Source organism: Escherichia sp. SCLE84 (assembly GCF_012584495.1).
Classification (GTDB): Bacteria; Pseudomonadota; Gammaproteobacteria; order Enterobacterales; family Enterobacteriaceae; genus ECMA0423.
In genome coordinates this window covers 4,770,863-4,785,780 of record NZ_CP051430.1, presented here as the reverse complement: position 1 = coordinate 4,785,780, position 14,918 = coordinate 4,770,863, and the positions used below count along the sequence as shown (strand labels likewise).

Here is a 14,918-nt window from a genome sequence, read left to right as displayed (position 1 = left end):
GCTATCAGCCAGATTGCTTCGCCGAAAGTGCAATAAAACGCTGGACAGACGCTCGCTGCCACTGGAATGTCGCATAATCCACCAGGCGTTCTGGCACCTCATCGCCATGTAGTACCAGGCGGTTAATCATTAGCGCCAGATCAGTATCAGCAATGCACCATTCACCAAATAAATTCGGCTGACCCAGTACTAACAAATGTTCTGCCATCGCAAACAGTTTCTCTGCACTGGCTTTTCCCTCGGCCGTTAGTGGCGCTTTTTTCGCCCCCGCAAAGACAACATCCGTCGGACGCTCTTCGCGGATGGGCATCAGATCGCTGCGCAGCCAGGCCTGAATCTGTCGTGCACGCGCACGATTTTCTAAATCAAGCGGATAAATACGTTCCCAGGTCGGTGGCGCAAATCGATCTTCCAGATACTCCGCAATGGCAGAAGATTCACTCAACTCAAAATCATCGATTTGTAATAACGGCACACGGCGTGTCTGACCGTAACCTTGCCACGTCGGCTGCAAATGTTCACCGCTGTCGAGGTCGATGGTCTTGATATGAAACGACAGGCCTTTTTCCTGCAACGCCACCCAGGCGGATAACACATAAGGGGAGAAAAAGTGGGCATCTGACCAAAGCGTGATAGCGGGTTTACTCATTATGTCCTCGGCAATAAAGGGGGCTGGCTATCAAACTATAGAGCCTTTTTGTCACTGTCACGTGACGAATACTCACGTAATTCGCCGCGCTTTCTATACTTGTGGTGTTCAGATGATTAAACAACCGGAGCTGCAATGATCGATCTCTATTTCGCCCCGACACCCAATGGTCACAAAATTACGCTGTTTCTCGAAGAAGCAGAGCTTGATTATCGCTTGATTAAGGTAGACCTGGGGAAAGGCGGTCAGTTTCGTCCGGAATTTTTGCGCATTTCGCCCAACAACAAAATTCCGGCAATTGTTGATCATTCTCCTGCCGATGGCGGCGAACCGTTAAGCCTCTTTGAGTCTGGTGCCATTTTGTTGTATCTGGCTGAGAAAACAGGACTCTTTTTGAGTCATGAAACGCGTGAGCGCGCCGCCACATTACAGTGGTTATTCTGGCAGGTAGGCGGACTGGGGCCGATGCTTGGGCAAAATCATCATTTTAATCACGCAGCCCCCCAAACCATTCCTTACGCTATTGAACGTTATCAGGTTGAAACTCAGCGTCTTTACCATGTACTGAACAAGCGGCTGGAAAACTCGCCCTGGCTGGGAGGCGAGAACTACAGCATTGCGGATATTGCCTGCTGGCCGTGGGTTAATGCCTGGACTCGCCAGCGAATTGACCTCGCAATGTATCCGGCAGTCAAGAACTGGCATGAGCGGATCCGTTCGCGCCCTGCCACCGGGCAGGCACTGCTAAAAGCACAACTCGGTGATGAGCGTTCGGATAGTTAACAGAAACAGGTTCTCGTGTATTATTTCATCCTAAGTAAAACAACGGAGAACCTGCAATGGCACAACCTGCCGCTATTATTCGTATAAAGAACCTTCGTTTACGTACGTTTATCGGAATTAAGGAAGAAGAAATTAACAACCGTCAGGATATTGTTATCAATGTGACGATCCACTACCCCGCCGATAAAGCGCGCACTAGCGAAGATATCAACCATGCGCTGAATTATCGCACCGTAACGAAAAACATTATTCAGCATGTAGAGAATAACCGTTTCTCTTTGCTGGAAAAATTAACTCAGGATGTGCTCGATATCGCACGTGAACATCACTGGGTGACGTATGCTGAAGTGGAGATCGATAAACTGCACGCGCTGCGCTACGCCGATTCGGTATCCATGACCTTAAGCTGGCAGCGTTAACCGCCATATCGGGAGGCTGCATGAACATAGTGATCACCGGAGGGACGGGATTAATTGGTCGCCATTTGATTCCGCGTTTGCTGGAGCTGGGCCATCAAATCACGGTAGTGACGCGTAACCCACAGAAAGCCAGTTCCGTTCTCGGCCCTCGGGTGACGCTATGGCAAGGGCTAGCCGATCAAAGCAACCTCAACGGCGTTGATGCGGTAATCAACCTGGCCGGAGAACCGATTGCTGATAAACGCTGGACTCACGAGCAAAAAGAGCGTCTCTGCCAAAGCCGCTGGAATATCACGCAAAAACTGGTCGATTTGATTAATGCCAGCGACACGCCGCCGTCGGTACTCATTTCCGGCTCGGCAACGGGCTATTATGGCGACTTAGGTGAAGTGGTGGTTACCGAAGAGGAACCGCCGCATAACGAATTTACCCATAAACTCTGCGCCCGCTGGGAAGAAATTGCCTGCCGGGCGCAAAGTGACAAAACGCGAGTGTGCCTGCTGCGAACCGGCGTGGTACTGGCACCGGACGGCGGTATTCTCGGTAAAATGCTGCCACCGTTTCGTCTTGGCCTGGGCGGGCCGATTGGTTCCGGTCGGCAGTATCTGGCCTGGATTCATATTGATGATATGGTCAACGGCATTCTCTGGCTGCTGGATAACGACCTGCGCGGGCCATTTAATATGGTTTCGCCCTACCCGGTACGCAATGAACAATTTGCCCATGCGCTCGGTCAAGCGCTGCATCGCCCGGCCATTTTGCGCGTCCCCGCAACCGCCATTCGGCTGTTAATGGGCGAATCTTCAATACTGGTATTAGGTGGACAACGCGCGCTGCCTAAACGGCTGGAAGAAGCGGGTTTTGCGTTTCGCTGGTACGATTTAGAAGAGGCGCTGGCGGATGTCGTTCGCTGATGTGGTTTACAGCAAACATCCGCCAGTTAACTCCCGGTGTTACAGGATTAGTGGCTTTGCGCGATAAGATCGTCTGGTGAAAGTCGGGTCACCATCATAACTAACTCTCTGTCTAAACCTCTATCCAGCATCTCCTGAGCAATACGCAGGGCTTCTTCGTGTTTGCCCTGCATTGCGCCTTCTTCACGTAATCTGTCAGCAATGGTCATCAGTTTCTCCTTTTCTTGTGGTGCGCGTTCTGTTATCTCACCAATAAATGCACGGAAACGCTGGGCATCCCCTGTTTGTAATACGTAATTAAACAGGGCTTTTAGCTGTCTGTCATTAGTGTTCCCTGTAACTAGCAGCGAAACAATTTGGTCGACTAATCCCAACAGATCGCGCTGACGAATATGTTTCTGAATTAACTCCAACAGCGCCATTTTGCGGTGTTGCATAATCTCGTCATCCGGCACCACGGTAATATCCACCAACGGAAACGCTGATGAATATATTTTGCGGGCTATAGCAGGCTCGGCAAATTCATCAAGCCAGCAGAGTGAATAAGGATAAGGACTTCTGCAACCATGATAAAACAGCATCGGGATCACCAATGGAAGCTCTTTATAGCCCGCATCAAGATGGTTTTGCATTGCCGCAATGGAATAACGCATCATGCGAAAAGCCATTAATTCTTCCGGCTTACTTTGGTGCTCTATCACTACATAAATATAACCCACTCCCTCCTGCGTTTTCACAGACCACAAGAGGTCGGAATAATATTGCCGCAGGTCGTCATCAATAAAACTATTTGGTTCCAGTTTAAGCGTCGTAAAATCACACAGTTTGCGCAGCGGCGCGGGAAGATGAATATCAATAAAATCCCGCGCGGTGTCTGGATGGCGTAAAAAAGATTTAAATACCGCATCATGCGGCGTGGAAGTTGTCGATATTGTCATGGCGTTCCGTCACCCCTCAAATTTAAGATGACGCGACAATAACCACGATTAACACCCAATGCAGCAGGCAGTTTTTATCTTTGGACAGCGAATTCAGAAGTATTTTTAGCGGACTGCAACTTTTACATTTCAGCGGAAGCTGACTCACAAATTCCCCATGAAAATACTCCGGCAGCGTTAGCCACCGGAGAGGAAATTATTTCAGCGATCCCTTAAGGAACTGTTGCAGACGAGGGCTTTGCGGGTTGCCAAATAACTGCTCCGGCGCGCCCTCTTCTTCTATTTTTCCCTGATGGAGGAAAATGACGTGAGTAGAAACATGGCGAGCAAAGCCCATTTCGTGAGTCACTACCACCATGGTTTTCCCCTCTTCTGCCAGTTGCTGCATAATACGTAACACTTCGCCTACCAGTTCAGGATCGAGCGCCGAGGTAGGTTCATCAAACAGTAAAACTTCCGGTTCCATCGCCAGCGCCCGCGCGATAGAAACACGCTGTTGCTGACCGCCGGAAAGATGCACCGGATATTTCCCCTGCGCACGTTCGTCTATCCCGACTTTCGCCAGATACTTCACCGCCCGCTCGCGCGCTTCCTGCTTGCTCAGGCCCAACACCTGAATCGGCGCTTCCATGACGTTTTCCAGCACCGTCATATGGCTCCAGAGATTGAAGTGCTGGAATACCATCGTCAGGCGTGTGCGCAGTAAGCGCAGTTGATTTTTATCGGCGACTTTGAGTTGACCATCTTTGTCGCGCACCAGATTGATCTTCTGGCCATTGACCACGATCGACCCTTCACTCGGTTTTTCGAGGAAGTTAATGCAGCGCAGAAAGGTACTTTTCCCCGATCCCGACGATCCGATGATGCTTATTACATCTCCGGCATTCGCTTGCAGTGAGACCCCTTTCAGCACTTCATGTTCGCCGTAGCGTTTGTGCAAATCGATAACGTTTAATTTATTCTCGGACATCGTATTCTCAGTGCGTTGAAGAAGGTTTCACATGCTGCAACCAGCGTTTTTCCGCTCTGCGAAAGAGGCTGATCAGGACATAAGAGATGATTAAATAGAGCACCGCGGCAATGCCGAAGGCGGTAAAAGGTTGATACGTGGCGGCGTTAATATCGCGGGCTATTTTCAGCAGATCCGGCACAGTGGCCGTAAACGCCAGCGCAGTAGAGTGCAGCATCAGGATCACTTCGTTGCTGTATGCCGGTAACGCAATACGCAGCGCAGAAGGCAAAATAATGCAACGATACATTTTAAAAGTCGAGAAGCCATAGGCTCTGGCGGCTTCAATTTCCCCATGCGGAACCGAACGGATTGCCCCAGCAAAAATCTCGGTAGTGTAAGCGCAGGTGTTAAGCGTCAGCGCCAGCACGGTACAGTTCAGGCCACTGCGGAAGAAAGCGTTAAGGAATTCGGTTCCCTTAACAATCTCAAGCGTGTACATGCCGGAATAGAACACCAGCAACTGAACATACAGCGGCGTACCGCGAAAAATATAGGTAAATAACCAGATTGGAAACTGGATGTATTTATTACTGGAGACACGACCAATCGCCAGAAACAGCGCCAGGACTCCGCCTATCACTACCGACAAAATAAGCAGCCACAGAGTGATCGCCACACCAGTAAAGCGATAACCGTCGGTCCACAGCAGCGGTTTCCAGTATTCATGTAAGATTTCGATCACAGGTCAGCCCTCTTCACACCCACGGAGTAGCGGCGCTCAAGGAACAGCAGCACACCATTGGAAACAGTGGTGAAAACCAGGTAAATCACGCCACAGACGATGGCGAAATAGAACGGTTCCCAGGTACTTTTGCCTGCCAGTTGGGTGGCTTTGACCACATCTTCCAGGCCGAGTAACGAAACCAGTGCGGTAGATTTGAGGATCACCTGCCAGTTGTTGCCAATGCCTGGCAGGGCGTAACGCATCATCGCCGGAAACATGATCCGCCGAAACACTTGCCCACGAGTAAAACCGAACGCCGTCGCCGCCTCTATATGCCCTTTCGGCACTGCCATAAACGCGCCACGGAACGTTTCGGTAAAATAAGCACCGTAGATAAAACCGAGAGTAATAATACCAGCGACCATCGGATCGATATCAATCTGCCCGACGCCCATCGCCTCCGTCACCGTGTTTAGCGCAATCTGCAAACCGTAGAAAATCAGCAGCATCAACACCAAGTCCGGCACGCCACGAATCAGCGTGGTGTACCCTTCGAAAATCAGCCCCGAAAGCCGATTTTGCGAGAGCTTACCGCCAGCGCCAATTAAACCGATGATTACAGCGAGCACTACAGAACTGATAGCCAGCTCCAGCGTGACGAGCGCACCCTGTAAAATAACACCTGAAAACCCATACAACATGCTGCCTGTCCTGTCGTGTGTGGTGAATTACCGCCTCTTGTCTCCCTCCGGTTACCCGAAGGGAGCGGGCTTTCTTTCACCGATGGCGATTAACCGCCATAAACATCAAAATCGAAGTACTTTTTCGCTAATTTCTCGTAAGTACCGTCAGCGCGCATTTCGGCAAAGGCTTTGTTCAGTGCCTCGCGCAGTTCGTTATCTTCTTTACGCAGGCCCATGCCGGTCCCTACACCAAACAGTTTTTCATCTTTAACAGACGGGCCACCGAATTTGTAATCTTTACCGACGGGTTGTTTGAGGAAACCTTCACTGGCAGCGACCTCATCCTGGAACGCGGCATCAATACGTCCGGCAGTCAGGTCAGAATAAATGTTGTCCTGCCCCTGATACGAGACGATTTCAATGCCTTTTGGTGCCCAGTGTTCGTTACCGAACGTCTCCTGGGTGGTGCCCTGCAATACGCCTACCCGCTTGCCTTTCAGCGACTCGACTGTCGGCTGAATGTCGGAATTTTTCGCCACCACCAGACGAGAATCGGCAGCGTACAGTTTGTCGGTGAAGGCAATTTCTTGCTGACGTTTTTCCGTAATGGAAAGCGATGACATGATGGCGTCAATCTTCTTCGCTTTTAAGGACGGGATTAACGCATCCAGCGGATTTTCGACAAACGTACATTGCGTATTGATGCGTTTGCATAATTCCTTTGCCAGATCGATATCGAAGCCAACCAGTTCGCCTTGTGAATTTTTTGATTCAAATGGCGCATAGGTCGGGTCGGTACCGATGCGGATGTTTTGCGGAATCGCAGCAAACGCCGCAGTTGCGCTGGAGAAGGCCAGAACCAGAGAGAGCGATAGCACCAGTTTTTTCATAATGTCCTCAACTGACAGTCTTTTTATAGGGAATATTTACAGGTTTGTTACACTTATCGTGCCATAAAATTGACCATCAAGGCAAAATATCCCGCCCCGTTAGACGTATTATTTTTCATTAAAAATGCTTAAGTATGCATTTCAATGCACCACGATAGTGCAACAAACCTGGCGTGCACCATGATGATCATTCCATCAGGTACAGCTTCCCAGCGACGTATCAGTCACCGTAGACATTAAAGTCGAAATACTTTTTCGCCATCTTGTCGTAGGTGCCGTCCTGACGCAGCTCGCCAAGCGCCTTATTGAAGGCAGCCGTCAGTTCAGCATCATCTTTACGTAGCCCTACACCGGTGCCATCACCGAAGTATTTTTTGTCTTTTACTGATGAGCCAGCAAAGGCGAAATCTTTACCAGCAGGTTGCTTGAGGAATCCTTCGCTGGCAGCAACTTCATCTTGTAACGCAGCATCCAGACGTCCTGCAGCCAGATCGGAATAGACCAAATCCTGGTTGGCATAGGCCACCACATCCACGCCTTTGCTACGCCAGGTCTCGTTAGCGTAAGCTTCCTGGGTTGATCCCTGCAGCACACCAACATGTTTACCTTTCAGTGAATCCAGCGTTGGCTGAATCGGTGAACCTTTGGCAGCAATCAAACGAGAATCTGCGGCGTACAGCTTGTCGGAGAAGGCAATCTCCTGCTGACGTTTATCGGTAATGGAAAGCGACGAAATAATGGCGTCGATTTTTTTCGCTTTCAGTGAGGGGATCAGCGCGTCAAAGTCACTGGCAACCCAGGTACATTTCACCTGCATCCGTTTGCACATCTCGTTACCGAGATCGATATCAAAGCCAACAAAATCACCTTTAGCATCTTTCGACGAGAACGGCGCATAGGTGGTATCGGTTCCGATACGTACCGTCTCCGGTAGCGCCGCATAGCTGGAAGCCGCTGCGGAGAGACCGACTAACAAAGACAGAGCGAGAATCGACTTCTTCATACATAACCCTCAAGTGAAAATGGCTTTTTTATGTTGTGTATTGTGTTGTGTGTTTGCAGGCTCTTTCATGCAGGTCTTATGCCATCTTGACGACAACAGTAACATTCAACGTTAAATATGTTAATAAGACGTTGCATTATTGTCCTGAAGTTGAAGATAGCAGGTATAGCGGTTGAATCGCAGCGTTTCGATTGAATGGCAGAAACAAAATGTCGAGGATTTGATCGCGGTTGCAAAATTGCCCTGAAACAGGGCAACAGCGGAGTTATGCGCCCTGCCAGCGGGCAAAGAGATCTTCAGGAAGGGTTATCGCAAACTGGTCAAGAACACGATTAACCGTCTGATTTATCACATCATCAAGGGATTGCGGGCGATGATAAAACGCCGGAACGGGAGGCATAATCACCGCACCGATTTCTGCCGCCTGAGTCATTAAACGCAGATGGCCTAAGTGCAATGGTGTTTCACGCACGCAGAGCACCAACGGGCGACGCTCTTTCAGCACCACATCTGCCGCACGGGTCAGTAAGCCATCAGTATAGCTATGGACAATGCCGGAAAGGGTTTTGATTGAACAGGGTAAAATAACCATCCCCAGCGTCTGGAAAGAACCGGAAGAGATGCTGGCGGCAATATCGCGCGCATCGTGCGTGACATCAGCTAATGCCTGCACTTCGCGCAGGGAAAAACCCGTTTCGAGGGATAAGGTCTGGCGCGCCGCCTGGCTCATCACCAGATGCGTTTCGATATCTGTGACATCGCGCAGAACCTGTAATAAGCGCACGCCATAAATCGCGCCGCTGGCACCGCTGATGCCTACAATGAGTCGTTTCATAAATAGTTGCCCTGTCAGACTTGCAGGCAGACTTTGCAGGATTTCGGCGGGAGTTGCAAGTCAGGGTGCCAGACCGGCACCCTCAGCGAAGGCATCATCCTTCGTTATGCATTTCGAGATTTTCCACTTCGTTCTGACGTTGCACTGCTTTGGCGTCATCATTACGTAACGTATCGAGGAAATCGAGGTAGCCCTGATCAACATCTTTGGTGACGTAGACGCCGTTGAACACCGAGCATTCAAACTGCTGGATATCCGGATTTTCAGCGCGAACGGCGTCGATCAGATCGTTCAGATCCTGGAAAATCAACCCGTCAGCACCGATGATCTGGCGAATTTCATCAACTTCGCGACCGTGAGCGATCAGTTCCGTGGCGCTCGGCATATCAATACCATAAACGTTCGGGAAGCGAATTTCCGGTGCCGCAGAAGCGAGGTACACTTTCTTCGCTCCGGCTTCGCGTGCCATCTCGATAATCTGCTCAGAAGTGGTGCCACGGACGATGGAGTCGTCGACCAGCAGGACGTTTTTATCGCGGAACTCGGCGCGGTTGGCATTCAGTTTACGGCGCACGGACTTACGACGCAGCTGCTGGCCCGGCATGATAAAGGTGCGGCCAACATAGCGGTTTTTAACGAAGCCCTGGCGGTACGGTTTGCCCAGAATACGAGCAATTTCCAGCGCGATATCACACGAGGTTTCTGGGATCGGGATCACCACGTCGATATCCAGATCTTCCCATTCGCGGGCAATTTTCTCGCCCAGTTTCGTGCCCATATTCACACGCGCGCTGTAAACGGAAATTTTGTCGATGAACGAGTCCGGGCGAGCAAAGTATACATACTCAAACAGGCACGGATTGCTGACCGGATTGTCAGCACATTGACGGGTAAACAACTGCCCTTCTTCAGTGATGTAAATCGCTTCGCCCGGCGCGACGTCACGCAGGAAATCAAAGCCCAGCGTATCGAGCGCTACGCTTTCGGAAGCGACCATATATTCTGTACGGTTCTCGTCAATATCACGTTTTCCCAGTACCAGCGGACGAATCCCGTTTGGATCGCGGAAAGCAACCATACCGTGGCCGATAATCATCGCCACACAGGCATATGCGCCGCGGATTAAGCGGTTTGTGGCAGCAATGGCAGCGAAAATATTGTCGGCTTCCAGCGGGTAGTGGCGGAAGTTGTCCAGCTCGCTGGCGAAGATATTAAGCAGAATTTCCGAGTCGGAAGTGGTGTTGATGTGGCGGCGTTTTTCTTCAAACAGTTTTTTACGCAACTCGTGAGCGTTGGTCAGATTGCCGTTGTGGGCAAGCGTAATGCCATACGGGGAGTTAACGTAAAACGGCTGCGCTTCAGAGGCGCTGGAGCTGCCAGCCGTAGGGTAACGCACATGACCAATGCCCATATTGCCCTGCAAACGCTGCATATGGCGAGCTTCAAATACATCGCTCACCAGCCCGTTCGCTTTACGCAAACGGAAGCAGTTATTGGCATCTATGGTGATGATGCCGGCGGCATCCTGACCGCGATGCTGAAGCACCGTTAAGGCATCATAAATCGACTGGTTAACCGGCATAACACCGGCGATACCGACAATACCGCACATACGTCTTTTTCCTCGTTAAGCCACATCTCAGAGCACTTACGCTCTGGGCAAGAAACTTGACGAGCTTTGCAGATAATCAAAAAACCATCTGATGATAAAACTGAACTGCGGGATCAGCTGTGATTTGCTCCAGTCTTCGCTTTTCGACACCCCGGTAAAGGAGTCGAGAAAGAATAGAATGGCGGCAACAATCAACACACCGCGCAACGCACCGAAACAGACGCCCAGCACCCGATCGGTGCCTGACAACCCCGTTTTCTCCACCAGCTGGCCTATCACGAAGTTCACGATAGCACCAACGATCAGGGTAGCGATAAATAGTACCGCGATGGCAATCCCATTTCGAACCAGTTCGTCTTCAAAGCCCGTAAACCAGACTGACAGGTAAGTGTAGTAATGACTGGCAACAAAGAAAGCACAACCCCATGTCACCAGCGATAACGCTTCACGAACAAAGCCGCGGATCAGGCTAACCAGAGAGGAAAAAGCAATCACCGCGATTATGGCGTAATCAATCCAGACCATATGTGTCCCACGATTTTACGCCCTGTCATCCTGTTCGGGGCGCATTCTAACAGAAAAAGAAAACGTTTGCGTAGGGATTTCCTTCCCGCGCATCAATAAAAATGGCGCTGAAAAAATATTCAACGCCATCGACTTCTTATGCCTTTGCGGCATCGTGCAATGCGTGTCGGATGCGGCGTAAACGCCTTATCCGACCTACGGTTCTAACACTGCCCAGGCCTGATAAGACGCGCCAGCGTCGCATCAGGCAAGACTGTATTAATTCGGCGTATAGCCCATTACCACGCCACTTAAGCCAGAAAGTTGCTTCAACTCACCCAGCGAACCTTTCAGCTTATCTTTCGAGGCATCCGGCCCAACCAGAATACGGGTAATTTTACCCTGCACTGGCGTGGATGGCGACGTATAAACCCGATAACCGGCACCGCGCAGCTTACCGACAATCTCATTCACTTTATCGGCATTTTTCAGCGCACCCAGTTGCACAACATAGGCTTTACCCGTTGGCGCTGCTTTTTCTTCCACGACCGGCTTCGGTTCTGGCTTCGGCGCAGGTGGTGCTTCAACCTTCGGTTTAGGCGGCTCCACCGGTTTCGGCTTCGGTGGGGCGACCGGTGCAGGTTCCGGTTCAAACTCGGTGTTATTGGCTGCAATAGTGGCCGGATCGAGCGACGGTGCTGCGGCATCACCTGCCCGCACCTCTTCCGCTGCGCCTTCCGGCGGCTGCGTCGGCAACGCCTGGGTGGCGGCTGGCATCATATCAGGCTCATCACGATCGCCCGCTTTCGGCACCAGCGGGATAGCCGCGAACTCATCCTGATAATGTTTTTTCTGCCCGTCCAGCAGCCCTGGAAGTACAATCACCCCCAGCGCCACCAGCACGATCGTGCCCACTAACCGATTCTGAAACTTACTTGCCACCGCTTCTCCTCGCGTCAATCACTTCCATGACATGTGCGACCGTGTGGAAAGAACCACACACCAGCACGGTGTCTTCCGCTTTAGCGTCCGCCATTGCGGCATCCCATGCCTGCGCAACGCTATCAAATGATTTGCCGTTACCCAAATGCTCAAGCAGTTGTTCTGCCGTGGCACCGCGCGGCCCTTCCAGTGGCGCACAATACCAGTCATCAACCACGCTTTTCAACCAGGCCAGAGTTCCGGCAATATCTTTATCATGTAGCATACCGATAACCGCCAGCACGCGCCCGTTTTTCGGTAGCGCTTTCATACGCCCGGTGAGATATTCCGCCGCATGTGGATTATGCGCGACATCAAAAATAACGCGTGGCGACTCGCTCACAATCTGGAAACGTCCCGGCAAAATTGCGCTGGCAATCCCGTCGCGAATGGCATTTTCACTGACTTCCAGCCCGCTGGCACGCAGTGCCGCCAGCGCTGTTGCGGCATTCGGTTGCGGGACAAGCGGCAACGGCAGATTTTCCAGCGTGCCGTGAGCATCGCTAAACGCCCAGTCATGATCGGTGACGGAATAGTTCCACTCAACGCCCCGACGTTGTAACAGTGCACCTTTTTCCTGCGCCACATCAGCAATGGTAGAAGGCATTTCCGGCTCACCGACAATTGCCGGTTTTGCGCTGCGAAAGATGCCTGCTTTCTCGCGACCAATACTTTCGCGATCTGGTCCCAGCCAGTCGGTATGATCCAGCGCAATGCTGGTTACTACAGCCACATCGGCATCGACAATATTGGTTGCGTCCAGACGACCGCCCAGCCCTACTTCCAGAATCACTACGTCAAGTTGTGCCTGCTTGAACAGCCACAACGCCGACAGCGTACCGTACTCGAAATAGGTCAGGGAAATATCACCGCGTGCCGATTCAATCTCCGCAAAAGAGGTGGTGTGGGCCGATTCCGGCAATTCCTGACCCTGCACACGTACGCGCTCGGTATAACGCACCAGATGAGGCGAACTGTAGACGCCCACTTTGTACCCTGCCGCCATCAGAATCGACTCCAGCGTACGGCAGGTGGTGCCTTTGCCATTCGTACCCGCAACGGTAAACACAAATGGCGCTGGTTTCAGGACGCCAAGACGCGCCGCGACCTGGCTCACGCGCTCAAGGCCGAGATCGATAGTTTTACTGTGCAGGTTTTCCAGATAAGAAAGCCACGAAGCCAGAGGCGACGCGGCTTGAGGAGTGCGTTTGATAATCATGGTATCCGCTGATTCGTTACGGTGAGAATAGCAAAAGGGCAGAGCCAGTGGCCCTGCCCTTATCAGTTATCAGGCCTCAGGTTCCTGATCCGGTACCGGGGGTACCACTACGCCTTCACGCGGCGCTTCAGGATTCGGCGCTGGCAGATTCATCAACTTCGCCAGAATGCTCGCCAGTTTCAGGCGCATTTCCGGACGACGGACGATCATGTCGATGGCGCCTTTCTCGATCAGGAATTCACTGCGCTGGAATCCTGGCGGCAGTTTTTCGCGAACGGTCTGTTCGATAACACGCGGACCGGCAAAGCCAATTAACGCTTTCGGTTCAGCGATGTTGAGATCGCCCAGCATGGCGAAACTTGCAGAAACACCGCCCATCGTCGGGTCGGTCAGCACGGAGATGTACGGCAAGCCGCGCTCCTGCATTTTTGCCAGTGCCGCAGAGGTTTTCGCCATCTGCATCAGCGACATCAGTGCTTCCTGCATACGTGCGCCACCAGAGGCGGAGAAGCAGATCAGTGGGCAGTTATCTTCCAGCGCCTGCTCAACGGCACGCACGAAACGTGCACCCACAACAGACCCCATTGAACCGCCCATAAAGGCGAACTCGAATGCCGCAGCGACAACCGACATTCCATACAGAGTGCCTTTCATCACCACCAGCGCATCTTTTTCGCCGGTTTCTTTCTGCGCAGATGCCAGACGGTCTTTATACTTCTTGGAGTCACGAAACTTCAGCACATCTTTCGGCTCAAGCTCGCTACCCAGCTCCACAAGGCTTCCTTCATCTAACAGGCTATGCAGGCGATTACGCGCTGTCATACGCATGTGATGGTCACACTTCGGACAGACCTCAAGATTACGTTCCAGCTCAGCGCGGTATAAAACCTGACCACAGCTATCACACTTAGTCCACACCCCTTCAGGAATGCTCGCCTTGCGGGTGGGAGTAATGTTGCTTTTAATTCGTTCAATCCAGCTCATTAGGGACCTTTCTGTCTGAACCTGGTTCGATGCCAGTTTTATCTTTGGGGACGCATAATGCCATTTTTGCCCCCAACAGACCATGAATGTTGCACATTAAAACATAACAGCCCGAGACTTTGGATAAAAAAGTGGTCGAACCGCAGAGTTACTTTTTATTTTGCGGCGCGTGCCGCAGCGCGTTTGTGACGAATAAATTCGAAAACCCCAGGCAATATTGAAACAAAAATAATGCCAACAATCATCAGCTTAAGGTTGCTCTGAATGAAGGGGAGCGTGCCGAAGAAATAACCCGCGTAGGTAAAAATCAGTACCCACAACAGTGCGCCGATCACGTTATAAGCGGCGAAATGACGGTACGACATGTGGCCCATGCCCGCAACGAACGGCGCGAACGTTCTGACGATCGGTACAAAACGGGCGAGAATAATCGTTTTGCCGCCATGTCTCTCGTAAAACTGATGAGTCTTATCAAGATAACTGCGACGAAAGATTTTCGAATCTGGATTACTGAACAGTTTGTCACCAAATAACCGTCCAATGGTGTAGTTCACTGCGTCACCGACAATAGCGGCAATCAACATCAGCACGACCATCATATGGACATTGAGATCGTTAGTTTCCAGTGACGCCAATGCACCTGCAACAAACAGCAACGAATCACCAGGCAGGAATGGCGTTACCACCAGCCCCGTTTCGCAGAACAGAATCAAAAACAGAATGGCATAAACCCAGACGCCGTACTCCGCGACCAGCTCTGCCAGATGCACGTCAATGTGCAGGATAAAATCGATGAGGAAATAAATCAGGTCCATATTTGCCTATGCC

At 51.3% G+C, this 14,918-nt stretch carries 17 protein-coding genes; 3 read left to right on the top strand and 14 right to left on the bottom strand.

All coding sequences use genetic code 11. From position 1 onward, the window contains the following. Window positions 1–4: 4 nt before the first annotated feature. Window positions 5–649, bottom strand: coding sequence for a glutathione transferase (gene yfcF / locus HGD79_RS23270; RefSeq protein WP_000042442.1), 645 nt, complete (start codon window positions 647–649; stop codon window positions 5–7). Between the two features lie 135 nt (window positions 650–784). On the opposite strand from yfcF, the gene yfcG reads away from it, so the two are divergent. The 3 genes from yfcG to HGD79_RS23255 are packed head-to-tail and all read left to right on the top strand — an operon-like array spanning window position 785 to window position 2,765. Continuing rightward, window positions 785–1,432, top strand: coding sequence for a GSH-dependent disulfide bond oxidoreductase (gene yfcG / locus HGD79_RS23265; RefSeq protein ID WP_000566471.1), 648 nt, complete (start codon window positions 785–787; stop codon window positions 1,430–1,432). Between the two features lie 56 nt (window positions 1,433–1,488). Next, a complete protein-coding gene (folX, locus tag HGD79_RS23260) occupies window positions 1,489–1,851 on the top strand; it encodes a dihydroneopterin triphosphate 2'-epimerase (protein WP_139496424.1) in 363 nt (120 codons plus the stop codon). Between the two features lie 20 nt (window positions 1,852–1,871). Beyond that, window positions 1,872–2,765 (top strand): TIGR01777 family oxidoreductase, encoded by an 894-nt coding sequence (locus HGD79_RS23255; RefSeq protein WP_001028336.1) that lies wholly within the window; start codon window positions 1,872–1,874, stop codon window positions 2,763–2,765. Window positions 2,766–2,812: 47 nt separating this feature from the next. Here the strand turns inward: HGD79_RS23255 and rpnB are convergent, their stop codons facing one another. The 13 genes from rpnB to HGD79_RS23190 form a co-directional block, all read right to left on the bottom strand. Beyond that, window positions 2,813–3,703 carry a recombination-promoting nuclease RpnB gene (gene rpnB / locus HGD79_RS23250; RefSeq protein WP_021534428.1) on the bottom strand — a complete coding sequence of 297 codons (891 nt, stop codon included), beginning with the start codon at window positions 3,701–3,703 and terminating at the stop codon, window positions 2,813–2,815. A gap of 196 nt (window positions 3,704–3,899) precedes the next feature. After that, the gene (gene hisP / locus HGD79_RS23245) at window positions 3,900–4,673 is read right to left on the bottom strand and encodes a histidine ABC transporter ATP-binding protein HisP (RefSeq protein ID WP_139496425.1); all 774 of its coding nucleotides are present in this window, start codon (window positions 4,671–4,673) and stop codon (window positions 3,900–3,902) included. A 7-nt stretch (window positions 4,674–4,680) separates the two neighbouring features. After that, window positions 4,681–5,397, bottom strand: coding sequence for an ABC transporter permease (locus HGD79_RS23240; protein ID WP_000569958.1), 717 nt, complete (start codon window positions 5,395–5,397; stop codon window positions 4,681–4,683). After that, window positions 5,394–6,080, bottom strand: a complete 687-nt coding sequence (gene hisQ / locus HGD79_RS23235) for a histidine ABC transporter permease HisQ (protein WP_000965518.1) — start codon at window positions 6,078–6,080, stop codon at window positions 5,394–5,396. Before hisQ ends, HGD79_RS23240 begins: the two co-directional genes overlap by 4 nt. An 89-nt stretch (window positions 6,081–6,169) precedes the next feature. Continuing rightward, window positions 6,170–6,952 (bottom strand): histidine ABC transporter substrate-binding protein HisJ, encoded by a 783-nt coding sequence (gene hisJ, locus HGD79_RS23230; protein ID WP_000737621.1) that lies wholly within the window; start codon window positions 6,950–6,952, stop codon window positions 6,170–6,172. A gap of 220 nt (window positions 6,953–7,172) precedes the next feature. Then, on the bottom strand, window positions 7,173–7,955 hold the full coding sequence (argT, locus tag HGD79_RS23225) for a lysine/arginine/ornithine ABC transporter substrate-binding protein ArgT (RefSeq protein WP_000748261.1): 783 nt from the start codon (window positions 7,953–7,955) through the stop codon (window positions 7,173–7,175). 265 nt (window positions 7,956–8,220) lie between these two features. Further along, window positions 8,221–8,790: a flavin prenyltransferase UbiX gene (gene ubiX, locus HGD79_RS23220; protein WP_097447601.1), complete on the bottom strand. Its 570-nt coding sequence runs from the start codon at window positions 8,788–8,790 to the stop codon at window positions 8,221–8,223. A 94-nt stretch (window positions 8,791–8,884) separates the two neighbouring features. Next, complete coding sequence (gene purF, locus HGD79_RS23215) at window positions 8,885–10,402, bottom strand: amidophosphoribosyltransferase (protein WP_000334220.1); 1,518 nt, start codon at window positions 10,400–10,402, stop codon at window positions 8,885–8,887. Window positions 10,403–10,438: 36 nt separating this feature from the next. Next, entirely contained in the window at window positions 10,439–10,927 is a 489-nt protein-coding gene (gene cvpA / locus HGD79_RS23210) for a colicin V production protein (RefSeq protein ID WP_000262113.1), read from the bottom strand. Between the two features lie 258 nt (window positions 10,928–11,185). Then, window positions 11,186–11,848 (bottom strand): cell division protein DedD, encoded by a 663-nt coding sequence (dedD, locus tag HGD79_RS23205; protein WP_000146992.1) that lies wholly within the window; start codon window positions 11,846–11,848, stop codon window positions 11,186–11,188. Beyond that, window positions 11,838–13,106 (bottom strand): bifunctional tetrahydrofolate synthase/dihydrofolate synthase, encoded by a 1,269-nt coding sequence (gene folC, locus HGD79_RS23200; protein ID WP_000584595.1) that lies wholly within the window; start codon window positions 13,104–13,106, stop codon window positions 11,838–11,840. Before folC ends, dedD begins: the two co-directional genes overlap by 11 nt. Before the next feature lie 69 nt (window positions 13,107–13,175). Then, window positions 13,176–14,090, bottom strand: a complete 915-nt coding sequence (gene accD / locus HGD79_RS23195) for an acetyl-CoA carboxylase, carboxyltransferase subunit beta (RefSeq protein WP_000118409.1) — start codon at window positions 14,088–14,090, stop codon at window positions 13,176–13,178. 155 nt (window positions 14,091–14,245) lie between these two features. After that, window positions 14,246–14,905: a DedA family protein gene (locus HGD79_RS23190; protein WP_000364331.1), complete on the bottom strand. Its 660-nt coding sequence runs from the start codon at window positions 14,903–14,905 to the stop codon at window positions 14,246–14,248. Window positions 14,906–14,918 lie beyond the last annotated feature (13 nt).